Below are 23,801 nucleotides of genomic sequence, written 5' to 3'. Positions count from 1 at the left end.
GCTGTCAGATCAGTTCAGTAGTCGGGCCAGAAAGTGTGTTTGCGATCCGGTCAGATCTTTCGCTGATGCCAGTACTAAAATCCCCGACGAGTCGATCACGATATCCCGAGGTTCTGCGGGTTGTCCGTTGAAAAGAATGGAAGTCCAGCCCCCATCTCTGCCAAATGAAGGGTCGAGAATTCCACGCTCGTTGAAACGGGCAACCACCGTTCCGGTTCCGAAAGGAAATTGCTGCTCGCCGAGTGCAAGAATATGGTTGTCGTGCCATGCGACCTTGATCCAGCAAGTACTCACTTCAGCAGGCGTAATGCTGGGGGAGTGCAGTGGATTACCGTCCCGGTCCAGTTGCGCAATCAGGGCCTCACCTGAGCGGGTTGAGCCACAACACAAGATTCGGTCATCGCAAGGAAGCAAATTATCAAAGTACAGTTCTGTACTTTGCAGTGCTCCGTTATTTGCAAAGCTCTTGTCTTCCATCCCGTTTGGCTGAAAGCGCATGACAATGCCTGTCTTTATGCCTCGAACATCCGTGGTATGACCACACACCAGTATTGCATCCCGTTGGTCTACTGCGATGGCGTTCAGCCTTGTTTCCTCGCCACCACTGAGCGGGAGTTCGACATAGCCTTTGCCGTCATTGAATTCGGTGGCTGGCGTGCCGTTGGCGCGGGTCATTACGATCAGCGTCATGGTCAGTTCAGGACCCGCAACGTGAGGATTTATCGTCACCCATGCGCCGCTGGATTGACGGCTGCCGTCAATGACCGTTCCGCTCGGTGCGCCGTATTCCGGTATCAGGGAAGTGCGAACAACGTGGGTTCCCTGGTCAGCAAAGTCCGTATCGAACGTCCCGTCGGGACGAACTTGTGCTAGACCGGGCAAGGGCGCATTGGTGCCATTGTTGAACTGACCGATCAGAACAATATTTGAGTTTTCGAGGGGGAACGCCTTCAGTCCGACGGAGGAAAGACTGGCATCGGGGGAAAATCGAGCCTCCAGGACTCCATTCGTAGCGAAGGATTTTTCTCGTTCTCCCCGCGGATCAAGTTTGATCAATACGAAGTTCGTAAAGTTGCGTTCTGAACCGTCACTGCTGCCGGCAACGAACAATTCTCCATTGTCTGATCGGCTCAGGCCAAAGGCCTGAAAAAAGTCTCCGTGTGGTTCCAATGGATGAATACCATCATTACCAAACCCGGGATCGAGTTCACCCGCCTTGAGTTTTCTCATGATTTGACCTCTGATTGGAGTCCGGACAGTGAACGCCTCGATGGGTATTTCGACAACTGTCAGAAGTAACAGGTAGCTCGTCATTATTCTGCTGTTGGACGGCATCCGAGAGACGGCCCGATCGGTCTAATCAAAGGCGTGACGCGGCATTCTGTGTTGCGCCAATCCCTTTTTTTATGGGCGCCGGATGGGCTATCCTCGGGCTCTCCCGCGCCGTCGTCAGTGCCGGGGCAGAGCAGGGAACCCCGATGATCAACAGCAAGCTGCCGAATGTCGGCATCACTATTTTCACGCAGATGTCTCAGCTCGCGGCGCAGACCGGAGCCATCAACCTGTCCCAGGGTTTTCCCGATTTCGACGGCCCGCAGGCACTGCGCGATGCGGTCGGTCGGCACATCGCCAGCGGCCATAACCAGTATTCGCCGATGACCGGCCTGCCGGTCCTGCGCCAGCAGATCGCGGCAAAAATCGCCCGCAGCTATGGCGTGAACGTCGATGCAGATCATGAGGTGACTGTCACTCCGGGTGCGACCCAGGCGATCTTCTGTGCAATCCAGGCGGTTATCCACAGCGGCGATGAAGTCATCGTGTTCGATCCGGCCTACGACAGCTACGAGCCATCGGTGGAACTGGCTGGCGGGCGTTGCGTGCATGTGCAGTTGGGGCTGAAGGATTTCTCCATCGACTTCGACAAGCTCAGTGCAGCCCTGAGCCCGCGCACGCGGATGATCATCCTCAACACCCCGCACAACCCGAGCGGCGCCCTGATCAGTCGCGCAGAGCTTGATCAGTTGGCGGCGCTGATCCGTGATCGCGACATCTATGTGATCAGCGACGAAGTCTACGAGCACCTGGTGTTCGACGGCGTTTCACATGTCAGCGTACTGGCCCATGAAGAGCTGTATCAGCGTGCATTCGTGGTCAGCTCGTTCGGCAAGACCTATCACGTCACAGGCTGGAAAACCGGCTACGTGGTGGCGCCGCCGGCGCTGACCGCCGAACTGCGCAAGGTGCATCAATACGTCAGTTTCTGCGGCGTGACGCCGCTGCAATATGCGCTGGCCGACTACATGGCCGAGCATCCGGAACACGTCGAAGAACTGCCGGGCTTCTATCAGGCCAAGCGTGATCTGTTCTGTGATCTGCTGGCGCCGTCCCGATTCAGCTTCACCCGGGTCACCGGCACCTATTTCCAACTGGTCGATTACTCGCAGATCCGTCCCGACCTGAACGACGTCGAGATGGCGATGTGGATGACTCGCGAACATGGTGTGGCGAGCATCCCGGTGTCGGTGTTCTACCAGAACCCACCTGAAGGCCAGCGCCTGGTGCGCTTGTGCTTTGCCAAGCGCGAGGAGACGCTGCGGGAAGCGGCGGGGAAACTATGCGTGATCTGAGTGCGTTGCCCGATCTCAACCTGGCGCTGATCCAGACCAGCCTGGTCTGGCATGACCGTCAGGCCAACCTCGAGCATTTCGACGCGTTGCTGGAGCAGGCGCGTGGTGCGGATCTGATCATTCTGCCGGAAATGTTCACCACCGGATTTTCCATGGAGTCCAAAACCCTGGCCGAAGCCGAAAACGGTCCGACCAGCAAGTGGCTTCGGGCCCAGGCGGCGAAACTGAATGCAGTCGTCACAGGCAGCGTGATTATCCAGGCCGCCGATGGCAGCCACCGCAATCGCTTGTTGTGGGCACGGCCGGACGGCGAAGTGCTGCATTACGACAAGCGCCATCTGTTCCGCATGGCTGGCGAACACAATCACTACACGCCCGGCGAACGCCAGGTGCAGTTCGAACTCAAGGGTTGGCGGGTTCGTCCGCTGATCTGTTACGACCTGCGCTTCCCGGTGTGGAGCCGCGACGCGCAGGACACTGATTTGCTGCTGTACACCGCCAACTGGCCGGGGGCGCGGCGTCAGCATTGGAACCGGTTGTTGCCGGCCCGGGCGATCGAAAATCTTTGCTATGTGGCGGCGGTCAACCGGATTGGCACCGATGGCAAGGGCTTCGCTTATACCGGCGACAGTCAGGTGCTGGATTTCCAGGGCGAGACCTTGCTGGCGGCAGGGGAGGCTGACGGGGTGTTCAAGGTGGTTCTGGAAGCGGCTTCGCTGGCGGCTTACCGGGAGCGGTTCCCGGCGAATCTGGATGCGGACACCTTCGAGTTCACCTGACATCTGCAGCGTCTACAAGGGCCTTTTCGCGGGCAAGCCCGCTCCCACAGTGTTCTATGGTGTACATGAGTCTGGGGTGCACCAGCGTCCCCTGTGGGAGCGGGCTTGCCCGCGAAGGGGTCATTACAGACAGCACCAGAATGGCAGGTAAAAAAGGCCCCGGAGTTCGCACTCCGGGGCCTTTTGCATTTCAGCGGTGAAGTTACGCCGCTTTCGCTTCCGGCTGGCTCAGCGAGCGGTTCAGCGCGCTGAACAGGGCCTTGAAGCTGGCGGTGGTGATGTTTTCATCGATGCCAACGCCGTGTACCGCACGTTCACCGTTCACACGCAATTCGATGTACGCCGCAGCCTTGGCGTTGGTGCCCGCGCCGATGGCGTGTTCGTTGTAGTCCATGATCTCCACCGGAATCGGCAGGCCGGCCACCAGTGCTTCCAGCGCGCCGTTGCCCTTGCCGCGCCAGTGCAGGTTGGTTTCGCCCTGACCCTTGCTCGCCACTTCCACTTCGACGGCGCTGTTGCCGTTTTCTTCCTGCAGGCGATGGCTGACCAGCGCGTACGGGGTGTTGGCTTGCAGGTACTCGCTGTGCAGCAGCGCGTGGATTTGCTGCGCGGTCATCTCCAGGCCCAGCCGATCGGTTTCACGCTGCACCACTTGGCTGAATTCTATCTGCATGCGACGCGGCAGGCTGATGCCGTATTCCTGCTCCAGCAGGTAGGCGATGCCGCCCTTGCCCGACTGGCTGTTGACGCGGATCACCGCCTCGTAGCTGCGGCCGATGTCGGCCGGGTCGATCGGCAGATACGGCACTTCCCACAGGGTGTCCGGTTTCTGCTGGGCGAAGCCCTTGCGGATCGCGTCCTGGTGGGAGCCGGAGAACGCGGTGTGCACCAGATCGCCGACGTACGGGTGACGCGGGTGAACCTGGATCTGGTTGCACTCTTCGACGACTTTGCGCACGCCGTCGATGTCGGAGAAGTCCAATTGCGGGTCGAGACCCTGGGTGTACATGTTCAGTGCCACGGTGACGAGATCGACGTTACCGGTGCGCTCGCCGTTGCCGAACAGGCAACCTTCGACGCGGTCGGCGCCGGCCATCAGGCCCAACTCGGTGGCGGCCACGCCAGTGCCACGGTCGTTGTGGGTGTGCAGGCTGATGATCACGCTGTCACGACGGTTGATGTTGCGGTGGAACCACTCGATCTGGTCGGCGTAGACGTTCGGGGTTGCGCATTCAACCGTAGCCGGCAGGTTGAGGATGATCTTGTGCTCGGGTGTCGGGTTCCAGACCTCGATCACCGCGTCACAGACTTCCTTGGCGAATTCCAGCTCGGTGGCGCTGAAGGTTTCCGGCGAGTATTCGAAGGTCCACTCGGTGTCCGGCTGCATGGCAGCATATTTGACGAACAGCTTGGCGGCGTTAACGGCGATGGCCTTGATCCCGTCCTTGTCCTGGTTGAACACGATGCGACGGAAAGAAGGGGAGGTCGCGTTGTACAGGTGAACAATCGCTTTCTTTGCCCCACGCAGGGATTCGAAGGTGCGCTCGATCAGGTCTTCACGGCCTTGAGTCAACACCTGAATGGTGGTGTCGTCCGGGATGTGGCCGTCTTCGATCAGGGTACGCACGAAGTCGAAGTCGGTTTGCGAAGCGGCCGGGAACGACGCCTCGATTTCTTTCACACCTACCTGCACCAGGGTTTTCCAGAAGCGCAGCTTTTTCACCGCGTCCATCGGCTCGATCAGCGACTGGTTGCCGTCACGCAGGTCGGAGCTGCACCAGATCGGCGCGGCATCGATGGTTTTCGATGGCCAGGTACGATCCGGCAGATTGATCACAGGAAACGCGCGGTATTTCGAAGACGGGTCTTTGAGCATGCTCATCGGGAAATTCCTTATTGTCTGGGCCGAAAAGAGGCGGCCTGCCGGTGGACGAACGTTCTTGGAAAAGCGTGGGACGAGGCGCAGCGATTCAGCCCGGCAGTCGTGCGCTGACGAGGCACAGGCTGCGGTGCTGGCGAAGCTGAATGAGGGTGTGAGAGGTTTTCATGCCTTCAACCCTAACCGCGGGGGATGAGGATGGCAAGCAGTCGAAAAAAATTGAGAGGAATACCCGGAAAGCGGTTTTTTCCGAGATTTTATTCTTGATATGGCGATAATTGTTGGCGGGGATTGCGCGGACCATTCGTCGTGCGCAATCCCTGCTGGAGGGTGTTCAGCCTGGAATCAAGGCTGGAATGCGCCAATGAAAATCGCCGGATCGACCCGCGCATCGTTCAGGCTGACGTTCCAGTGCATGTGCGGCCCGGTCGCCCGACCTGTAGCGCCCACCTTGCCCACCACTGCACCGCGCGCCAGTTGCTGACCGTTCTGCACATCGATCTTCGACATGTGGCAGAACATGCTGATGAAGCCCTGGCCGTGGTCGACGAACACTGTGTTGCCATTGAAGAAGTAATTACCGATCAGGATCACTTTGCCCGCCGCCGGAGTCTTGATCGGTGTGCCGGCCGGCACCGCAAAGTCGAGGCCTGCGTGCGGATTACGCTCTTCACCGTTGAAGAAACGGCGCACGCCGAACTTGCTCGACAGCGGTCCGTTGACCGGTTTGTCCAGCAGCAGATTGCTCGGCGTGTTCGGGCTGAAGCTGCGATAGGCTTTGATCTGTTCGGCCAGTTCGCCCTCGATGCGCTTCAGATTCGCCGGGTTCGGATTGACCTGCTGGGTGTTCTTCAGGGTGATGTGTTGTTCCGGGTATTTCTTGTTGCCGACACTGAAGCTGAGGTTACGGCCGCCACTGCTGATCTGTTGCGCACCGGGTTTGACGGTCAACGGAACGCCGACAATCGCCAGCCAGTTGTTCTGTTCCTTGACCACCAGCACCGGTTTGCCCTGATACGTGGCTTTCGGCGCTTGCGCAGCGGTCCCCAGATCGACGACAGCCACGCCGCCCGGCACCGGTTTGTTCAGCAGGCGGGTGATGTAACTGTCGGCATGGGCGTTGAAGGTCAGGCACAGCAACAGCAGCGGAGCAAGAAAACGCGGCATGGATCAGTCCAGTAGAGAGAGTGTGACAGGCGTCAGGTGATTGTCCTCGACGCGCACTTGCAGTTCGCCTTCGCCCAGTCTGGCCTTCAGACGCTGGCCGGTGTGGGTCTGCGCGGCGTTGCGGATTGCGTTGCCGCGCTCATCCAGCAGGATGCTGTAGCCACGGCCGAGGGTCGCCAGGGGGCTGACCACGTGCAGGGTCTGCATCTGGCTCTGCAACTGTAAACGGCGTCGTTTCAGGCCTTCGTTCATGGCGCGGGGCAGGCGCTCGGCGAGACTGTCGAGGCGCTGGCGCAACAGGGCCAACTGGCGTCCCGGATGTTGCCCGGCGAGACGGGTTTCCAGGCGGATCAGGCGTTCGCGACGGGTGTTGAGCTGGCGCTCGAAGGCACGGCGCATGCGCATGTCCAGGTCATCCAGACGCTGTGCCTGCTGGCGCAGACGTTCGCCGGGATGACGCAGACGACGGGCCATGCCCTCAAGACGCAGCCGATCACGCATCAGGCGGTCACGCATGCGCATCACCAGTCGGCGATGCAGGCTTTCGACCTGACGGATCAGGTGGCTGGAATCCGGGGCAAGCAGTTCAGCAGCAGCGGACGGTGTCGGTGCGCGCACGTCCGCCACGAAGTCGCTGATCGACACGTCGGTTTCATGGCCGACTGCGCTGACAATTGGCGTAACACAGGCATCGACCGCCCGGGCCACGGCCTCTTCGTTGAAGCACCAGAGGTCTTCCAGCGAGCCGCCGCCACGGGCCAGGATCAGCGCGTCGAAGCCACGGGCATCCGCCAGCTTCAGGGCGCGGACGATCTGCGCGGTGGCTTCGCGGCCCTGAACGGCGGTCGGAATCAGCGTCAGTTGCACTTGCGGCGCGCGGCGGCGGAACACGCTGATGATGTCGCGGATCACCGCACCGGTCGGTGAACTGATGATGCCGATGCGTTGCGGGTGCGCCGGCAGTGGCACTTTGCGCTCGGCACTGAACAGGCCTTCGGCGCTGAGCTTTTCCTTCAAGGCATCGAAGGCCAGACGCAGGGCGCCGTCACCGGCTGGCTCCACGGTGTCGAGGATCAGCTGATAGTCGCCACGCCCTTCGAACAGCGAGACCTTGCCGCGCACCTTCACCGCCAGGCCATCCTTCAGCGCCTGACGCACCCGCGCAGCATTCTGGCGGAACAGTGCGCAACGCACCTGCGCGCCGCTGTCCTTGAGCGTGAAATACACGTGGCCGGACGCCGGGCGGGCGAGGTTGGAGATTTCGCCTTCGACCCAGATGTTGCTGAACACGTCTTCGAGCAACACCCGCGCGCGGCCGTTGAGCTGGCTGACGGTCAGGACTTCGCGGTCCAGGCCGAGTCTTGCAAAGGGATCTTTAATCATGGGGCGCAGTTTAAAGGCTTTCGCCGATGAATGTCTGGAGGAAGTGTTGCACCAGAGGTGTGGGATTTTGCCGAGAAGCGAGGGCGACGGTACTTCGGCAATCGCCGGTCAGCGGCAGAAATCGCACACCGGGCGGAGCGATGTCCTGCATCGATTCCGGCAGCAAAGCGATGCCGAATCCGGCCTGGATCAATTGCAACTGCGTGGTCTTGCGCGACATTACCCGCGCAGCCTGAGGGAAAAAGCCGTGGCGCATGCACAGTTCGGCGCACAAATAACTCAGCCCGCCGCGTTGCGGGTGGGGGATGGAGATGAAGGCCTCGTCCTTCAATTGCGCCAAATCGACGACCTCTGCCAACCCCAGTCGATGATCCTCCGGCACGGCAAGCAGCAAACGTTCGGTATAGAGCGGCACAACCTGAACATCCTCGCGCTGGCGCAGAACTGGAAGGCGCAGCAAGCCGATGTCGAGCCGGCCCTCTGCCAGTTCTTCGAGCTGTGCCTCCGAGGAGAGCGTGCCGATGTCCAGCGAAACCCCGGGTTGTTGCTCCAGGTAAGTACTCATGTCGCGCAACAGTCGGCCGCTGATCGGCACGGTGCTGGAGTGACACACGCGCAAAGTACCGCGCTGCCCTTGGCCAATTTCCGTGGCCAAAGTGCTGGCCTTGTTCAATTCATTCAGCAGGTTTCTCGCCCGGGGCAGGAACGCTTCGCCTGCGGCGGTGAGCCGGGGCTGGCGCGCGGTGCGTTCGAACAGCGGCGTTTGCAGGCGGGTTTCCATGTCCTTGATCTGCCGGCTTAACGCCGACTGAGCAATGAACAGGCGTTCGGCCGCGGCGCTGAAGCTGCCGCTCTCGGCGATTTCCACGAAGTAGCGCAATTGACGGGTTGAAAGCACGAGACATGCCTTTTCGAGATGGCTTGGCGGTTTCGATGATATTAGTCGCAACCCTCGGCGCTGGCTAAAGTCATCGCAGGCTTATAAAGGAAGCGAGCGAATGAGTGTGGCGGGGTTGTTGAGCGAATGGTCGTGGGGCGCGCAGGGCTGGGTGGTGATCGGACTGGCCATCGCGCTGGCCTACATCGTGTTCGGGATTGCCGGTTTCGGCACTGCGCTGGTGGCCGGGCCGATCCTGATTCTGTTCATGCCGCTGTCGAAGATCGTGCCGTTGCTGGTGCTGCTGGATTTCGTCGCGGCGTTCGGCAACCTGCTGCCATCGCGGCGCGACGTGGCGAAACCGGAATTGCTGCGGTTGCTGCCGTGCATGGCGGTGGGCTGCACGCTGGGGGTGATTTTTCTGCTTAACCTCAAGTCCGATCTGCTGTTGCTGCTGATGGGGTTGTTCATCAGTGCCTATGCGGTTTACAGCTTGTGGATCAAGGCCCGGCCGGCGCAGTTATCCGCCGTGTGGGCGTTGCCGATGGGCACCGTCGGCGGGCTGTTCGGAGCGTTGTTCGGCAGTGGCGGCTTTCTTTATGCAATCTACCTCAACAGCCGACTCCCCAAAGACGCGGCGCGGGCCACGCAAAGTGCGCTGATCAGTTGCAGCACGGTGGTGCGTTTGAGTCTGTTCGCCATCGCCGGGGTGTATGCCGAGCTACCCTTGTTGATGCTTGCGCTGTGCCTGTTGCCGGCCATGGCGCTGGGCTTGTGGATCGGGCGGCGGTTGACCATGCGCCTGTCCCGCGAGGCCTTCGTACGGCTGGTGACCTGGCTGGTGCTGGCGAGCGGGATTGCGCTGATCGGCCGCTATTTAAGCACTTGACCGGATTTTGTCAGGGATTAAGCTGCCGGCCGCGTTCGTCGCCGAACATCCTTTGACGCAGCAGGCTTGCACCATGAATTCCCAAAGCATCATCGTCCCGAAAATCTCCAACCTGCCGGTGCACGAACCCCGGGCCCGGGCGATCCTGCGCTGGCTGGTGCGCAAGAACATCGTCAAGGAAGAGCTGAGCACCTGCGGACGTACCGGCAACCGCATGGCCTACGCCATCGCCGATGGCGCCCGCGCAGTGGTGCTGCACCCCGAGGCGCTGCCGTTCGGTGAGCCGATCAATGGTCTGGAAATTATCACCAAGCGCTGCATCTTCACACCGGCCAAAGGCTTTCTCGAGGAGGCCGGATGTGCCGAGTGCCGACAGGAAATCGGCGAGGCACTGTTCGAAAGTCTGGAAGACTGGATGCCGGGGCGCACCGACAACTTCACCTGCCCCGAGTGCGGGCATGAAGATGACATCAATGGATTTCTTTATTTGCAGGAGTGCGCGTTTTCCAACCTCGGGTTCATCTTCAACAACTGGCTGGAGGCGGGGTTCAAGCAGAGTTTCATCGACGAATTCGCCGACTGGCTGGATCAACCGGTGAGCTGGGTCAAGGTCGAGTTGTGAGGGGCGTTTTTCCCGTACATCAGCAACATTGATATAAGACAAGTTTTACATTGAACCCGAAGGGGTGTCTGACTATAATGGCGCGCTTCCATTTTCCCGCTCGGGAGCCCCCGCGATGCTGCGTATCAGCCAAGAAGCTCTGACATTCGACGACATTCTCCTAGTGCCCGGTTATTCCGAGGTGCTTCCTAACGAAGTCAGTCTGAAGACCCGCCTTACCCGTGGCATCGAGCTGAACATTCCTCTGGTTTCTGCCGCCATGGACACCGTCACCGAAGCCCGTCTGGCAATCGCCATGGCTCAGGAAGGTGGCATCGGCATTATCCACAAGAACATGACCATCGAGCAGCAAGCTGCCGAAGTTCGCAAGGTCAAGAAGTTCGAAGCCGGTGTGGTCAAGGATCCGATCACCATCGAGGCTGACGCCACGGTTCGTGATTTGTTCGAACTGACCCGCATGCACAATATTTCCGGCGTTCCGGTCCTGCACGATGGCGACCTGGTCGGCATCGTCACCTCCCGTGACGTGCGTTTCGAAACCCGTCTGGAAGCCACCGTTCGTGAAGTGATGACGCCCAAAGAGCGTCTGGTCACTGTTCGCGAAGGCGCCGACAAGAACGAAGTCCGCGAGCTGCTGCACAAGCACCGTCTGGAAAAAGTCCTGATCGTCGACGACAAGTTTGCCCTCAAAGGCATGATGACCGTCAAAGACATCGAAAAAGCCAAGGCCTACCCGCTGGCCAGCAAGGACGATCAAGGTCGTCTGCGCGTCGGCGCTGCGGTCGGTACCGGTAAAGACACCGGTGACCGCGTTGCAGCCCTGGTCAATGCCGGTGTGGACGTAGTGGTGGTCGACACCGCTCACGGTCACTCCAAAGGCGTGATCGACCGCGTTCGCTGGGTCAAAGAGAACTTCCCTGAAGTGCAGGTGATCGGCGGCAACATCGCCACCGGCGCAGCCGCCAAGGCCCTGGCCGAAGCTGGCGCCGACGCAGTCAAGGTCGGTATCGGCCCTGGCTCGATCTGCACCACCCGTATCGTCGCCGGTGTCGGCGTTCCGCAAATCAGTGCCATCGCCAACGTTGCCGCTGCCCTTGAAGGCACCGGTGTTCCGTTGATCGCCGACGGCGGCATCCGTTTCTCCGGTGACCTGTCCAAGGCCATCGTGGCCGGTGCGTCCTGCGTGATGATGGGCTCGATGTTCGCCGGTACCGAAGAAGCGCCGGGCGAGATCGAACTGTTCCAGGGCCGTTCGTACAAGGCTTATCGCGGCATGGGTTCGCTGGGCGCCATGTCCCAGGCCCAGGGTTCTTCCGACCGCTACTTCCAGGACTCCTCGGCAGGCGCCGAGAAACTCGTTCCGGAAGGCATCGAAGGCCGTGTTCCTTACAAGGGCACCCTGAGCGCGATCATTCACCAGTTGATGGGCGGTCTGCGTTCCTCGATGGGCTACACCGGCAGCGCCAACATCGAAGAAATGCGCACCAAGCCAGAGTTTGTGCGGATCACCGGTGCCGGCATGGCCGAATCCCACGTCCACGACGTGCAGATCACCAAGGAAGCGCCAAACTACCGCGTAGGTTGAGGCTTCAAGCAAAACGTTAAATGACCGGGGCTGTTTTATTCAGCCCCGAGTCGTTTCTGAATCAAGACTGTTTCTGAATTACTTAGACGAGACTGAATCATGGCCCTCGACATTCACGCTCACCGCATCCTGATCCTCGACTTCGGTTCGCAGTACACCCAATTGATCGCTCGCCGCGTGCGCGAGATCGGTGTGTACTGCGAACTGCATCCGTTCGACATGGACGAAGATGCGATCCGCGAATTCGCTCCAAAAGGCGTGATCCTCGCCGGCGGTCCCGAGTCTGTGCACGAAGCCAACAGCCCACGCTGCCCGCAAGCGGTGTTCGATCTGGGCGTACCGGTCTTCGGCATCTGCTACGGCATGCAGACCATGGCCGAACAACTGGGCGGCAAGGTTGAAGGCTCCGAGCTGCGTGAGTTCGGTTATGCCCGCGTTGACGTGGTCGGCAAGAGCCGTCTGCTCGACGGTATCGAAGACCACATCGACGCCGACGGCCTGTTCGGCCTCGACGTATGGATGAGCCACGGTGACAAGGTCACCAAAATGCCGAGCGATTTCCACATCCTGGCCAGCACCCCGAGCTGCCCGATCGCCGGCATGTTCAACGACGAGCGCGCTTACTACGGCGTGCAGTTCCACCCGGAAGTGACCCACACCAAGCAGGGCGGTCGCATCCTGTCGCGTTTCGTTCTCGACATCTGCGGCTGTGAAGCCCTGTGGACTCCGTCGAAGATTGCCGAAGACGCCATCGCCAACATCCGCGCGCAGGTCGGTACCGACAACGTGCTGCTGGGTCTGTCCGGCGGTGTGGACTCCTCGGTAGTTGCGGCACTGCTGCACAAGGCCATCGGCGATCAGCTGACCTGCGTCTTCGTCGACAACGGCCTGCTGCGTCTGCACGAAGGCGAGCAAGTGATGGCCATGTTCGCCGAGAACATGGGCGTCAAGGTGATCCGTGCCAACGCCGAAGACCAGTTCCTGAACAACCTGGCCGGCGAAGCCGATCCGGAGAAGAAGCGCAAGATCATCGGCCGCACCTTCATCGACGTGTTCGATGCCGAATCCTGCAAACTGGACAACATCAAGTACCTGGCCCAGGGCACCATCTACCCGGACGTGATCGAGTCGGCTGGCGCGAAAAGCGGCAAGGCCCACGTGATCAAGTCGCACCACAACGTGGGCGGCCTGCCGGAAGAGATGAACCTGAAACTGGTCGAGCCACTGCGCGAACTGTTCAAGGACGAAGTCCGTCGTCTGGGTCTGGAACTGGGCCTGCCGTACGACATGGTCTACCGTCACCCGTTCCCGGGCCCGGGCCTGGGCGTGCGGATCCTTGGTGAAGTGAAGAAGGAATACGCCGACCTGCTGCGTCGCGCCGACCACATCTTCATCGAAGAACTGCGCAAGGCCGACTGGTACCACAAGGTCAGCCAGGCCTTCGTCGTGTTCCAGCCGGTGAAATCGGTGGGTGTGGTGGGAGATGGCCGTCGTTACGCCTGGGTCGTGGCCCTGCGTGCCGTGGAAACCATCGACTTCATGACCGCACGTTGGGCACACCTGCCTTACGAATTGCTGGAAACCGTTTCCGGCCGCATCATCAATGAAATCGAAGGCATCTCCCGCGTCACTTACGACGTGTCGAGCAAGCCGCCGGCGACGATTGAGTGGGAATGATCCCGCGTCGCGCCCTCTAGAATTCAAGGTTGGATTCGCAGAGGCATAAAAGGGGTTATAGAAAATGCCAGTCAGTTAATCTGACTGGCATTTTTTTGGGCGGAAAGTGTGGAGGCGGGCGCAGGTATTAGAGGAACTGTGACCGAATCAAATCCGTATCGAACGGTGTTATCCCTTGATCAGGTGCAAACACCGCTTGTGCCTGCTGCGGCGAAGCCACTCGTTCGCCTCGTGCTCGTACATGCAAATCGAATAATGTCTCCAGATCAGGCCGCGGCGTATGTACCAAAGCCCGCAGCATCAACGATATTCCGCTGAGGTTGTTCCCGACATTGTTCCATCGGGGAGCTGAGGTCAGTCCCAGGTCGGCCCAGATCACGCGCCGCTCCTGCAAGTCCATCACGAATGGCAGGCAGATCTGTGTATCGGATGCGATATCGATACGATCGAACACGGTTCGCGGTTCGAATACTTCGCCCGATGCCGTATCGGTGCGGGCCATCCAGCCAGCAAAGCATTCTGGAAGATCGCAGTACGGCTGTTCGGTGAACGAGTTGATAGACGTGACGACGTAACGGATGCCTTTCTCGACGAGGACTTCAAGATCGAGGTCGATGAACTCCGAAGCCCCTTCGGGTGCGTCGACGATGTCGCCGCTGTGGCAGCCGCCGTAATCTCTCAGGTTGTAGTACGCAACCGTTTCTCTGAACACGAAGTTGGCATCGAAAAATGCGGCGGACAAATCGATGTCAGTGCGTGATCGACCGTTTTTCCACCACAGAAAAAGGCGAATAAAACGTGTGTCGGGCATCGGCAATCGACTGCCCCGCACCAGTGTCCGTAGCGATTTCGAAGAAGCGCGTTGTGCCAGCGGTACCCTGTATTCGCGTAATTCTGGATCGATGTAGCAGCGCCCCAATGGCGGTAGTGTCGCAAAACGCGTAACCAGAGCGACCTCGCAGATTCGGGCTGCACGAGCCAGCACCTCGGGTGCGAGAAGCTCTCGGTCATCCTTGATGCCATAGACTTTGGCGAATGAACCTTTGGGTGTGAACGCCCGAAGTGGCAGGGGGCGCGGTGCACGTGACTGGGCCAGCAACTGCAGCAGGACAGGTGAGGACACTTGTGGTGCAACAGCCTCGAACGCATCGAGAACCGGCTCTGGTTCCGTCGCGCGCCGCAGGGTAGCGTCCAGCCGTCGGGCGAACTCACCGGGACGACTCTGTAGCACGTGTACAAGCTCGGTAATATCACGCTGGGCGAATAATGTTTCGACACGTGAACCGAATGAGGCAGGCGCTTCGTTGCGACGCGCTGCGTTGATGGCGGCCAGCGCTCTTGGGTATTTATCGGCGTAATCGCCCGGATGAAGTACTTCAGCCAAGCGTTTCCATCGCTCGGTTTGTCGCATCACGTCTTCCGTAGCGTCGGGTATACGATCGAGCAGACTCAACAACAGACGGCGCATCGATCGCTTCATCGCTTTGAAACGTGTCGTAGCGGTCGCCAGTGACACGTCTCCACCATTCAGCGCGATCGCAAGTCGTAGCACGTCAGTCGCCGTTTCGACGTTTTGCTCCAGAAATGCATTCACCCGTGCATCGCCAGCTACATGCAGGATCAGTGCGCCGCCAACCTGTGCGCGGATCTCCCGGAACGGGACGACCTCAGGCAGCAGGCGGAACACATCATTTTTGTAGTCGCGGATAAACCGGATGACATCGGCCGCTTCCTCTTCGGAGAGCGAGGTGCGTGATGAAACCAGTGGCTCGAGCAGTGACTCGAACTCAGGGATGCTTCCCGGTTCGATAACACAGGGGATGAAGTTGCCTTCAAGCAGTGGAGGTCGAGATTCTTCAGTCGCGGGTAAACGTCGAAGCGTGAGGTAATGCATGACGGCGTTGAGGTACAGCTCGGCTTCCGAGGCCGTCAGAACCTGCTCAGGAAAGTCAGGATAGAACGGCCGGTGGTGTACATGAGCGCCACTCCTGCGCCGAAGAACTCCGACAATGTCACGCAACCAGTACTTGAGTTCTGTCGGTGACAACAGGCCGATTTGCTCAATCAGAGCTTCTGACAGTACGCATCGGAACGCCGCGATTTCCCGGACAGCCGACGCGACCTGAGCGCGCGTGGCACCGCCAGTGCCCATCGGGACGTGAACTTTGCTACGGCGACGCAGGAACAGCTCCTGATCCATGCTTGATTTTCTCCCTGAGTCACCGTCGTGAGCGAGCTGCAGCGTCATGTCTACAGCCGATATGAAAACGCCTGCTAGGAGCAGGCGTTGAGTGGAGAGCGGAACCCCTAGTTCATAGGGTTTAGAAGGAAGGTGTTCCATAGCCACACCGACATTCTACGGAAGGTTTTCGCTTTTTGTCAGGTTGCTATGTCTTACACACGTAACAAGCTACTTCACCGCGCGTTAGGCACACATCATCAATGAAATCGAAGGCATCTCCCGCGTCACTTACGACGTGTCGAGCAAGCCGCCGGCGACGATTGAGTGGGAATGATCCCGCGACACCGGCTGCATTGATGCAAGGAGAAACCCTGGCTATGGCCAGGGTTTTTTTTCGTCTGTCGCCATGGACAGGTCAGTGGGGAAGGCGGCTTTGCAGTTGCAGCCCCATCTGTTTCAGTGCGTTGGATAATTGCTCAAGATTATCGTAGGGCACGCGGTGTACCGAGCCCCAGGACGGGCGATCAATGAAATAGCGCCCGTCCGCGAAGGTCTGGACAGGGGTTTGAACAAGCTCGCCGCTCACACTTCTGTGGAACAACCGATAGGCGCCTTGTGAACGTTCGAAAACATACATGCCCGAGCGATAAAGCAGTCGGTGTATTTGCAGTTCGCTTCGGCTGACCGGCGCCGCTTCCAATTGCAAAAGCACATCGACGTAATGCGTATCGACAGTACCGCCTTGTACTAGCGTCCCTGAATGTGGGCCCCGTTCTATATCGATGCCCGGATCCAGAGAGACACGTTCCCCCAGTCCCGGATCGACCTCTTCAATCCGTAGACCAATACCGCCTTCCAGTTCGCTGATACCGGCAACGCCCCTGAACGTATTGGTGTTTTCCACCCCTGTCAGAACCACCCACTTACCCACGTCATTCAGGGTTTTGTCCATGAACATGATGTCGGCTGTCAGGTGATTGGTCATGATTTGCTCCTCAGGCAGTGTGAGCGAAACGGGCTTGTTGTAAGTCGCCGCGCAATCGGTCGCCTGGACTCGAATACCGTTTTCCCGGGCGCTCTTCACCAGTGCCAGTTCGTCGAACTGCTCTGCCGGATCGGTACCGAGTCGGCTCAGGTACTGCTGCAGGTCATCGGTCATGACGCCGGACTTGAAGTATGCATTCAGGTCAGCCTGGGCAAAGTCGCTGAGCAGTCGGCGCACATAAAGGGTCTTGACCCCTGCGCGCGCCAGAGCAGGCATGTTTTCAATGATCAGTCGCATGCTTGTGATGCGACCCGGGGTTTCGCCGATAACCAGGCCGGACGCTTCCTCGAGTGCCTGCGCAACGAAGTCCGTGAAGGTCATTGAAGAGGTGATAGCGGGTATCGGCGGACGTGGCGGCAGGTTCGCCCAAGGAAGGTTCTTGTAGAAGCGTCTGGCGGAGATCTGAAGTGCCCGGGCTTTTTCGGCGAAATACAGCGCATAGCGGTTTGGAGCGACTAACCCGCCATCAGGGCCAATGCGCAATTGAATGTGGGTTTCGCGCAGTTGCAGGGCCCATCGCCTCAGTTCGAACTCATGCTGCGGGTCTACCGCGTATGGGGTCTTGAGCAGCCGGATGTTGTTCGAGGTCGATGGCTGGGGCTCGATGGGTGCAGGGTTGGATGGGGCAGGTGGTGTTACGGACTGCTCTGGCTCTTCGGCCGAAGGCTCGTGCGCATCAAGCTCAAGTGCCACATCTAAAGTGCATTGCTTGCCCAGACACTGACCACCCCCCTTGAGTCCCAGTTGGGTCATACGTTCCCATAGGCCTTCGCTGTTCAAACGCACGGGTATTGCGTGGATCAGCTGGTTGGGTTTTACCGGATCGATGATTGCCCAGAATCCGCCGCCCTCTGAATCGTTGAAGTAACGGACGCAATAGGCCGTGTCGTTCATCAGGATGGCATGGGGCGGATGGGTGTTCAGCCTGTAGATTCCCTGGTATTTGCCTGGCTCGGTAACCGGATTCAGGCCCTCGAGTATTTCGTTGGATTGAAAGCGTTGCGGAATCTGTCCGGCTTGTACGGTTTCGGAGGAGAGCGAGGGCCGCTCCTGCAGAACAGGCAGAATCTCGTTCGGTTCTTCTGGCTCCAGCTCCGCTGTTGTTTCGGTTTCTGCCAGTTCGTCTGCCTCGTAGATCTCTGGAGGCACGTCAAACTCGGCCAGTGCACCGAAGCCCTTGAGAAACGGAATGTTAAACAGCGCATCGATACCGCTGAAAATGGCCCCCAGGACACCTTCCTTGCGCTGCGCGGAGGTTTTGCCGTTGACGGCCTTGTCGATATTCAACCCCATGTTGGCGAGGCTGGCGCCAATCACCGGCAATGCGACGGGCCAGCCGACCATGGCCATCGGGCCGAAGACTTTCAGTCCAGCGCTCAGATAGCCGATCCAGAGTTTCTTGCGCAGATCACCGTTCGAGATCAGGGAAAGATCTGCTTCGTCGAACATCGCGTTATGGGTGCAGTCACGCAGCCAGCTGAATGCATCTACCGTGACGGTGTGATCGTTGCGGTTGATCAGATGATGATCCGATTGCCCCCAGGTGCTGACCAATCGGTTCATCAGGTCGCTGATGTGTTCGCTCATCCAGTGCCGGTCTGCCAGCGAGAAATGGTTGAGAAACAGTTCGCGCGGCGCTTTCTCGTTCAACTGTTGCAAGGCCCACCAGTGCATGTCAGTGGGAGTGTCCAGCACATGAAATGGCTGGTTGTCGCCAGGCACGTAAAGGATCTGGCGGCCTGACGAGTCGATGATGCGCAGGATATCGGTGGCCGTGCGACCGTCGATATCCAGCGCGCAAACCCTCAGGCCATGGCCGGGGATGAACTCGGTTTGCAGACTGTGCAGGCTCACAGGCCAGGTCAGCGGGCCGATGACCGCCCTGATTGCAGTCTGGAAGTCCTCGTCGTTCAGGTGGCCGAGCTCCCGGGCTTCAACGGCTTTGCCGAGGAAGTTGCATTTGGCCAGCGTGCGGAATTGGCTGGAGTGCTGGTCCCAGAACGAGTGCAGCTCGTTGCGGTAACGCTCGCTGAAGTTGATGTTCCAGAAGTCGTTGAGTACCTCGTTACCCTGCAGCCGGACTTCGTTGGTTGCATCGAAGTTTTCGGTGTCCGGCCCTGCGCTGTAAAACCCGCCGTATACGTCGAGCAAGTCGGCGTTGTCCTGATCCGTGGCGCGGAACCGGTGTATCACCAATTGCGTCAGGGTCAGGCTTTCATAGGGCTTCTCACCATAATGCTGCCAACCGGTGAATGATATGGACTGACTCTGAGCTGTTCTGAATCGATGGTAATAGACGTGATCGGGGTCGAGACCGGTAATGCCATGTCTGGCGAGCACTTCGATGGCAACCTGACGGGCCGTATCGTTCAGGCTCGGACACGCCGTGACCACCTGTGTGGCCATGACCTGAAGTGCGGCTCTGTCGGTGTCGTTGGGCTGCGGGCGTTGTTCTGTTGGGTTCATTCGCTCTATTCCTTGAGAGAGAGGAGGGAAGGGTGATCCACTCGCTCAAGGGACGTGCGGTACATGATTACCGCCCGATATTGTCCCGGATGTGCGGCCATCCGCCGCTCCGCCCTTACCGTTTCGCAGGCGCAGGTGTATCGTATTCGCCTTTTGCGGGCACCCAGGCCTGCGGCTGATACGTGAGGTAGTTGTGTCCAAATCCTTTACCCGTCGACAGATACTCGGTGGTCTGGCCGGTCTTGCAGTGGTTGGTGCGGGAGCCGGTGGTGCGACGCGTTACTGGTTGGGCAAGGTGGCGGATGCCAACGCGGGGCACGACTACGAGCTGATCGCTGCACCGCTGGACGTAGAACTTGTGCCAGGCCACAAGACCCAGGCCTGGGCGTTCGGCCCGTCGGCGCCGGGCACTGAATTGCGCGTGCGTCAGGGCGAGTGGCTGCGGGTGCGGTTCATCAACCATCTGCCGGTCGCAACGACCATTCACTGGCACGGCATTCGCCTGCCGCTGGAAATGGACGGCGTGCCTTACGTATCGCAACTGCCGGTACTGCCAGGCGAATACTTCGATTACAAATTCCGTGTGCCGGACGCCGGCAGCTACTGGTATCACCCGCACGTCAGCAGCAGTGAAGAACTCGGTCGCGGCCTGGTCGGGCCGTTGATTGTCGAGGAGCGCGAGCCGACCGGGTTCAAGTACGAAAAGACCCTGAGCCTGAAAAACTGGCATATCGACGACGAGGGCAACTTCGTCGAGTTCAGCATTCCACGCGAAGCGGCCCGTGGCGGTACGGCGGGGCGGCTGTCGACCATCAACGGCGTGCCTTTGCCGGTCATCGAATTGCCCGCCGGCCAGATCACCCGCGTACGCCTGCTCAACCTCGACAACACCCTGACCTATCGCATCAACATTCCCGGCGTCGAAGCGCAGATCTACGCACTGGATGGCAACCCGGTCGAGCCGCGCCCATTGGGCAAGGAATACTGGCTCGGCCCGGGCATGCGCATCTGCCTGGCGATCAAGGCACCGCCGGCCGGTGAGGAACTGTCGCTGCGCAACGGCCCGGTTCGCCTCGGTACTTTACGTTCGGTGGCCAACAATGAGGCGCCGACCGACTGGCCGAAAGCACTGCCGGCCAACCCGGTGGCCGAGCCGGACCTGGCCAATGCCGAGAAACTCAACTTCAATTTCGAATGGGTCGGTTCGGTGTCGGTGAATGTCGACAACGGCAAACCGCCGAGCCTGTGGCAGATCAACGGCAAGGCCTGGGACATCACCGACAAGACCTGCGCCGACCGGCCGATCGCCAGCCTGAAACTGGGCCAGAGTTATATCTTCGAACTCAAGAACATGACCCAGTACCAGCACCCGATCCACCTGCACGGCATGAGCTTCAAGGTGATTGCATCGAATCGGCACAAGATCGTGCCGTACTTCACCGACACTTATCTGCTGGGCAAGAACGAGCGCGCGCAAGTGGCGCTGGTGGCGGATAACCCGGGGGTATGGATGTTCCACTGTCACGTGATCGACCACATGGAAACCGGCCTGATGGCCGCCATCGAGGTGAAGTGATGCGCCAGATTCGCCCCGCGGCGATCATCGACCGCAGCCGTGATCGCGACTTCATGCGCGAAGCCCTGACATTGGCGGCGCAAGGCGCCGCCCTCGGCGAGGTGCCGGTAGGCGCGGTGCTGGTGCAGGACGGCGAGATCATCGGTCGCGGCTTCAATTGCCCGATCAGTACCAGCGACCCCAGTGCCCACGCGGAAATGGTCGCGATCCGTGCGGCGGCGCAGGCGGTGGATAACTATCGTCTGCCGGGCAGCACGCTGTATGTGACGCTGGAGCCGTGCAGCATGTGCGCCGGGCTGATCGTGCATTCGCGGGTTGCTCGCGTGGTGTACGGCGCGCTGGAGCCCAAGGCTGGAATTGTGCAGAGTCAGGGGCAGTTCTTCACTCAGGGTTTTCTCAACCATCGAGTGTTGTATGAAGGCGGGGTGTTGGCGCAGGAGTGTGGGGCGGTGTTGACCGAGTTCTTCCGGGCACGGCGCGCGAAACCGGCAGACTGAACACAAAACCAATGTGGGAGCGAGCCTGCTCGCGATAGCGGTCTGACATTCAATACTTCGTTGGCTGTCAGATCCAATCGCGAGCAGGCTCGCTCCCACAGGTTTTTTTGGTGTTTGGAAGATTTACTTCTTCGCGACAATCACCGCCCGCATCGGCGCCGGCAACCCTTCGATCGTCTTGCTGTGATCCTCCGGATCGAGGAAGTCGCTCAACGACTGATACTTCATCCATTCAGTCCCGCGCTGTTCTTCAACAGTGGTGGTGCTCACATCCACGCATTTCACATCCGTGAAACCCGCACGACGCAGCCACAGCTCCAGCGCCGGCACAGACGGCAGGAACCACACGTTACGCATCTGCGCATAACGGTCTTCCGGCACCAGCACTTGGTGCTTGTCACCCTCGACCACCAGCGTCTCCAGCACCAGCTCGCCACCCTTCACCAGGCAATCCTTGAGCGCCAGCAAATGCTCGATCGGCGAGCGACGGTGGTAGAACACACCCATGGAAAACACCGTGTCGAAACCTTCCAGATTCGGCGGCAGGTCTTCGAACGGGAACGGCAGGTGCCAGGCATTCGGCTCTGACAGATAACGCTGCACTGCCTGGAACTGGCAGAAGAACAGCCAGTTCGGATCGACGCCGATCACGCTGTCGGCGCCGGCACCGAGCATGCGCCACATGTAGTAACCGTTGCCGCAACCGACATCGAGAATGCGTTTGCCCTTCAGGTCCAGATGCGGAGCGACCCGCGACCACTTCCAGTCCGAACGCCATTCGGTGTCGACGTGCACGCCGAACAGATCGAACGGCCCCTTGCGCCACGGCGACAGACCCATCAGCGCGGTGCGCATTTGTGCGCGGGTTTCGTCGTCGCAATCGGTGTCGAGTTTCAGGCCGTCGAGCAGGTCGACTTCAGTCGGCTGGATCTTCGGCAAGGCGTCCAGCGCACTTTGCCAGCGCTCCAGATCGCCGTGACCCTTCTCCATTTTCTTGTCGAGCTGCACTTGCAGGGTGTTGGCCCATTCGGCCAGCGGCGTGCCGGCCAGACGGCGGGCGAGGGGGGACAGATCAATCATGGCAAGGCAATCAACGAGGCAAAGTTAAGACACTGGAACCACGGCACGACTTTCGAGAACCCGGCGGCCAGCAGGCGTTCGCGATGTTCTTCGAGGCTGTCGGGCTTCATGACGTTTTCGATGGCGCTGCGCTTCTGGGCGATTTCCAGTTCGCTGTAACCGTTGGCGCGTTTGAACGCGACGTGCAGGTCGGTCAGCAGCGCGTGTTCCTCGGCATCGTTGAAACGCAGCTTCTCCGACAAGATCAGCGCGCCGCCCGGCAGCAACGATTGGCGAATACGCGACAGCAGCGCCGTGCGCTGATCCGGGGCGATGAATTGCAGAGTGAAGTTCAGCGCCACCACCGAGGCCGGTTTGAAATCGAGGGCGAGGATGTCGCCTTCGATCACCTCGACCGGCAGCAACTCCTGGAACATCGAATCCTGACCGTTGAGGTATTCACGGCAGCGCTCGACCATCGCCGCCGAGTTATCCACCGCGATCACCCGGCAACCGTCGGTGCGCACGTGGCGGCGCAGGGCCTGGGTCACAGCACCCAACGAAGCGCCAAGGTCATAGAGCACGCTGTTCGGCTGGGCGAACTGCGCCGCGAGCACGCCGAGGTTCTCGACGATGGTTGGGTAACCCGGCACCGAACGCTTGATCATGTCCGGGAACACCCGCACCACGTCTTCGTTGAAGGCGAAGTCAGGCACCTGGGCCATCGGCTGGGCGAAAATGCGATCGGGTTCTTTGCTCACGGCGGTTCCGGCGGTGTCGATGAAAAGGCCGGCATTTTAGCCAAACTGGCGCGCAGATGCGCGGGTTGTCTGATAAACCGCTGGTTCAAAGCTCCGGACGTTTGCTCTGTGAAAACGCCGACGCCGCAATCCCCCACTGCCCCAGCCAGTAACTGAGAATGATGATGTAAGGCGCCGCGTTGAACGGTGAGACAAAGCGGTTGATGCCGATCACGCTGTCGGAGAACACGAACGCCACTGCGCCGCCCGCCGCCAGCAGTGCCGAACGTTGCGGTACGTCGCTGCCGAGGCGGGCGAGAGCGCGCCAGAGCATGGCGCTGATGGCTGTGCCGTAGACGATCACTGGCACGGTCAACGGGCCGAGTCCGCTGCCGATCAATATGCCCAACAGCACGGCGCCGACGCTGAGTGCCAGGATCAGCGGCAGCAGGGCCAAGCGCCGGCAATCGCTGAGGTAAGCCTTTAGATACGCCAGATGCGCGACCAGAAATGCGCCCAGGCCAAACACGAACAAATCCCCCGGCCACGCCAGCAACACATCGCCGATCAACGAGAAAATCAGACCGAGACTGATCCAGCGGCGATAGTCACTGGGCGGCGCATCGTGCAGCCAGCCAAGCAAGGCCAACACCGGCAGCGGTTTGACCAGCAGACAAAGCAACGCCGCATGGGTGCTGACGCCATAGAGGAAGGTCACGGCGCCCATCAGTGCGAGGATCAGCCAGCCCAC

The 23,801-nt window shown here is 59.8% G+C and carries 18 protein-coding genes and 1 pseudogene; 9 read left to right on the top strand and 10 right to left on the bottom strand.

Annotated features, from left to right (window positions below; all coding sequences use genetic code 11):
* Positions 1 to 9 precede the first annotated feature (9 nt).
* On the bottom strand, positions 10 to 1,230 hold the full coding sequence (locus C6Y56_RS23030; RefSeq protein WP_169431774.1) for a hypothetical protein: 1,221 nt from the start codon (positions 1,228 to 1,230) through the stop codon (positions 10 to 12).
* Between the two features lie 248 nt (positions 1,231 to 1,478).
* Here C6Y56_RS23030 and C6Y56_RS23025 point away from each other — a divergent pair, with 248 nt between their 5' ends.
* Positions 1,479 to 2,627 (top strand): pyridoxal phosphate-dependent aminotransferase, encoded by a 1,149-nt coding sequence (locus C6Y56_RS23025; protein WP_169431773.1) that lies wholly within the window; start codon positions 1,479 to 1,481, stop codon positions 2,625 to 2,627.
* Positions 2,615 to 3,406: an amidohydrolase gene (locus C6Y56_RS23020; RefSeq protein ID WP_169431772.1), complete on the top strand. Its 792-nt coding sequence runs from the start codon at positions 2,615 to 2,617 to the stop codon at positions 3,404 to 3,406. The genes C6Y56_RS23025 and C6Y56_RS23020 overlap by 13 nt, the downstream gene beginning before the upstream one ends.
* Before the next feature lie 202 nt (positions 3,407 to 3,608).
* Here the strand turns inward: C6Y56_RS23020 and leuA are convergent, their stop codons facing one another.
* The 4 genes from leuA to C6Y56_RS23000 form a co-directional block, all read right to left on the bottom strand.
* Positions 3,609 to 5,288, bottom strand: coding sequence for a 2-isopropylmalate synthase (gene leuA / locus C6Y56_RS23015; RefSeq protein ID WP_169431771.1), 1,680 nt, complete (start codon positions 5,286 to 5,288; stop codon positions 3,609 to 3,611).
* A gap of 342 nt (positions 5,289 to 5,630) precedes the next feature.
* A complete protein-coding gene (locus C6Y56_RS23010; RefSeq protein WP_169431770.1) occupies positions 5,631 to 6,452 on the bottom strand; it encodes a peptidoglycan DD-metalloendopeptidase family protein in 822 nt (273 codons plus the stop codon).
* Positions 6,453 to 6,455: 3 nt separating this feature from the next.
* The gene (xseA, locus tag C6Y56_RS23005; RefSeq protein WP_169431769.1) at positions 6,456 to 7,835 is read right to left on the bottom strand and encodes an exodeoxyribonuclease VII large subunit; all 1,380 of its coding nucleotides are present in this window, start codon (positions 7,833 to 7,835) and stop codon (positions 6,456 to 6,458) included.
* A gap of 10 nt (positions 7,836 to 7,845) precedes the next feature.
* The gene (locus tag C6Y56_RS23000; RefSeq protein WP_169431768.1) at positions 7,846 to 8,733 is read right to left on the bottom strand and encodes a LysR family transcriptional regulator; all 888 of its coding nucleotides are present in this window, start codon (positions 8,731 to 8,733) and stop codon (positions 7,846 to 7,848) included.
* Between the two features lie 100 nt (positions 8,734 to 8,833).
* On the opposite strand from C6Y56_RS23000, the gene C6Y56_RS22995 reads away from it, so the two are divergent.
* From C6Y56_RS22995 to guaA, 4 genes are all read left to right on the top strand, one after another.
* On the top strand, positions 8,834 to 9,601 hold the full coding sequence (locus C6Y56_RS22995; protein WP_169431767.1) for a sulfite exporter TauE/SafE family protein: 768 nt from the start codon (positions 8,834 to 8,836) through the stop codon (positions 9,599 to 9,601).
* A gap of 73 nt (positions 9,602 to 9,674) precedes the next feature.
* Positions 9,675 to 10,223 (top strand): sugar ABC transporter ATPase, encoded by a 549-nt coding sequence (locus C6Y56_RS22990; protein WP_169431766.1) that lies wholly within the window; start codon positions 9,675 to 9,677, stop codon positions 10,221 to 10,223.
* Between the two features lie 115 nt (positions 10,224 to 10,338).
* Entirely contained in the window at positions 10,339 to 11,808 is a 1,470-nt protein-coding gene (gene guaB, locus C6Y56_RS22985) for an IMP dehydrogenase (RefSeq protein WP_034156270.1), read from the top strand.
* A 99-nt stretch (positions 11,809 to 11,907) separates the two neighbouring features.
* Positions 11,908 to 13,485 carry a glutamine-hydrolyzing GMP synthase gene (gene guaA / locus C6Y56_RS22980; protein ID WP_011335797.1) on the top strand — a complete coding sequence of 526 codons (1,578 nt, stop codon included), beginning with the start codon at positions 11,908 to 11,910 and terminating at the stop codon, positions 13,483 to 13,485.
* A 127-nt stretch (positions 13,486 to 13,612) separates the two neighbouring features.
* On the opposite strand, the gene C6Y56_RS22975 is transcribed toward guaA, so the two are convergent.
* Positions 13,613 to 15,685 carry a TerD family protein gene (locus C6Y56_RS22975; RefSeq protein ID WP_169431765.1) on the bottom strand — a complete coding sequence of 691 codons (2,073 nt, stop codon included), beginning with the start codon at positions 15,683 to 15,685 and terminating at the stop codon, positions 13,613 to 13,615.
* Positions 15,686 to 15,920: 235 nt separating this feature from the next.
* Between C6Y56_RS22975 and C6Y56_RS29675 the strand changes: the two are divergent.
* Positions 15,921 to 16,001, top strand: a pseudogene (locus C6Y56_RS29675) (hypothetical protein); the annotation flags it as partial.
* A gap of 81 nt (positions 16,002 to 16,082) precedes the next feature.
* Here the strand turns inward: C6Y56_RS29675 and C6Y56_RS22965 are convergent.
* Positions 16,083 to 19,178 carry a membrane-targeted effector domain-containing toxin gene (locus C6Y56_RS22965; protein ID WP_169431764.1) on the bottom strand — a complete coding sequence of 1,032 codons (3,096 nt, stop codon included), beginning with the start codon at positions 19,176 to 19,178 and terminating at the stop codon, positions 16,083 to 16,085.
* Between the two features lie 193 nt (positions 19,179 to 19,371).
* On the opposite strand from C6Y56_RS22965, the gene C6Y56_RS22960 reads away from it, so the two are divergent.
* Complete coding sequence (locus C6Y56_RS22960) at positions 19,372 to 20,754, top strand: multicopper oxidase family protein (RefSeq protein WP_169431763.1); 1,383 nt, start codon at positions 19,372 to 19,374, stop codon at positions 20,752 to 20,754.
* The gene (tadA, locus tag C6Y56_RS22955) at positions 20,754 to 21,251 is read left to right on the top strand and encodes a tRNA adenosine(34) deaminase TadA (protein WP_065261858.1); all 498 of its coding nucleotides are present in this window, start codon (positions 20,754 to 20,756) and stop codon (positions 21,249 to 21,251) included. The genes C6Y56_RS22960 and tadA overlap by 1 nt, the downstream gene beginning before the upstream one ends.
* 123 nt (positions 21,252 to 21,374) lie before the next feature.
* On the opposite strand, the gene cmoB is transcribed toward tadA, so the two are convergent.
* The 3 genes from cmoB to C6Y56_RS22940 form a co-directional block, all read right to left on the bottom strand.
* Positions 21,375 to 22,331 carry a tRNA 5-methoxyuridine(34)/uridine 5-oxyacetic acid(34) synthase CmoB gene (cmoB, locus tag C6Y56_RS22950; RefSeq protein WP_007956659.1) on the bottom strand — a complete coding sequence of 319 codons (957 nt, stop codon included), beginning with the start codon at positions 22,329 to 22,331 and terminating at the stop codon, positions 21,375 to 21,377.
* Positions 22,328 to 23,035, bottom strand: a complete 708-nt coding sequence (gene cmoA / locus C6Y56_RS22945; RefSeq protein WP_218888027.1) for a carboxy-S-adenosyl-L-methionine synthase CmoA — start codon at positions 23,033 to 23,035, stop codon at positions 22,328 to 22,330. Before cmoA ends, cmoB begins: the two co-directional genes overlap by 4 nt.
* A gap of 121 nt (positions 23,036 to 23,156) precedes the next feature.
* Positions 23,157 to 23,801 (bottom strand): lysoplasmalogenase, encoded by a 645-nt coding sequence (locus tag C6Y56_RS22940; RefSeq protein ID WP_169431762.1) that lies wholly within the window; start codon positions 23,799 to 23,801, stop codon positions 23,157 to 23,159.

The organism is Pseudomonas fluorescens (assembly GCF_012974785.1).
Classification (GTDB): Bacteria; Pseudomonadota; Gammaproteobacteria; order Pseudomonadales; family Pseudomonadaceae; genus Aquipseudomonas; species Aquipseudomonas fluorescens_BT.
Note: the sequence above shows the minus strand (reverse complement) of the source record. Positions and strands in the feature narration are given on the sequence as shown.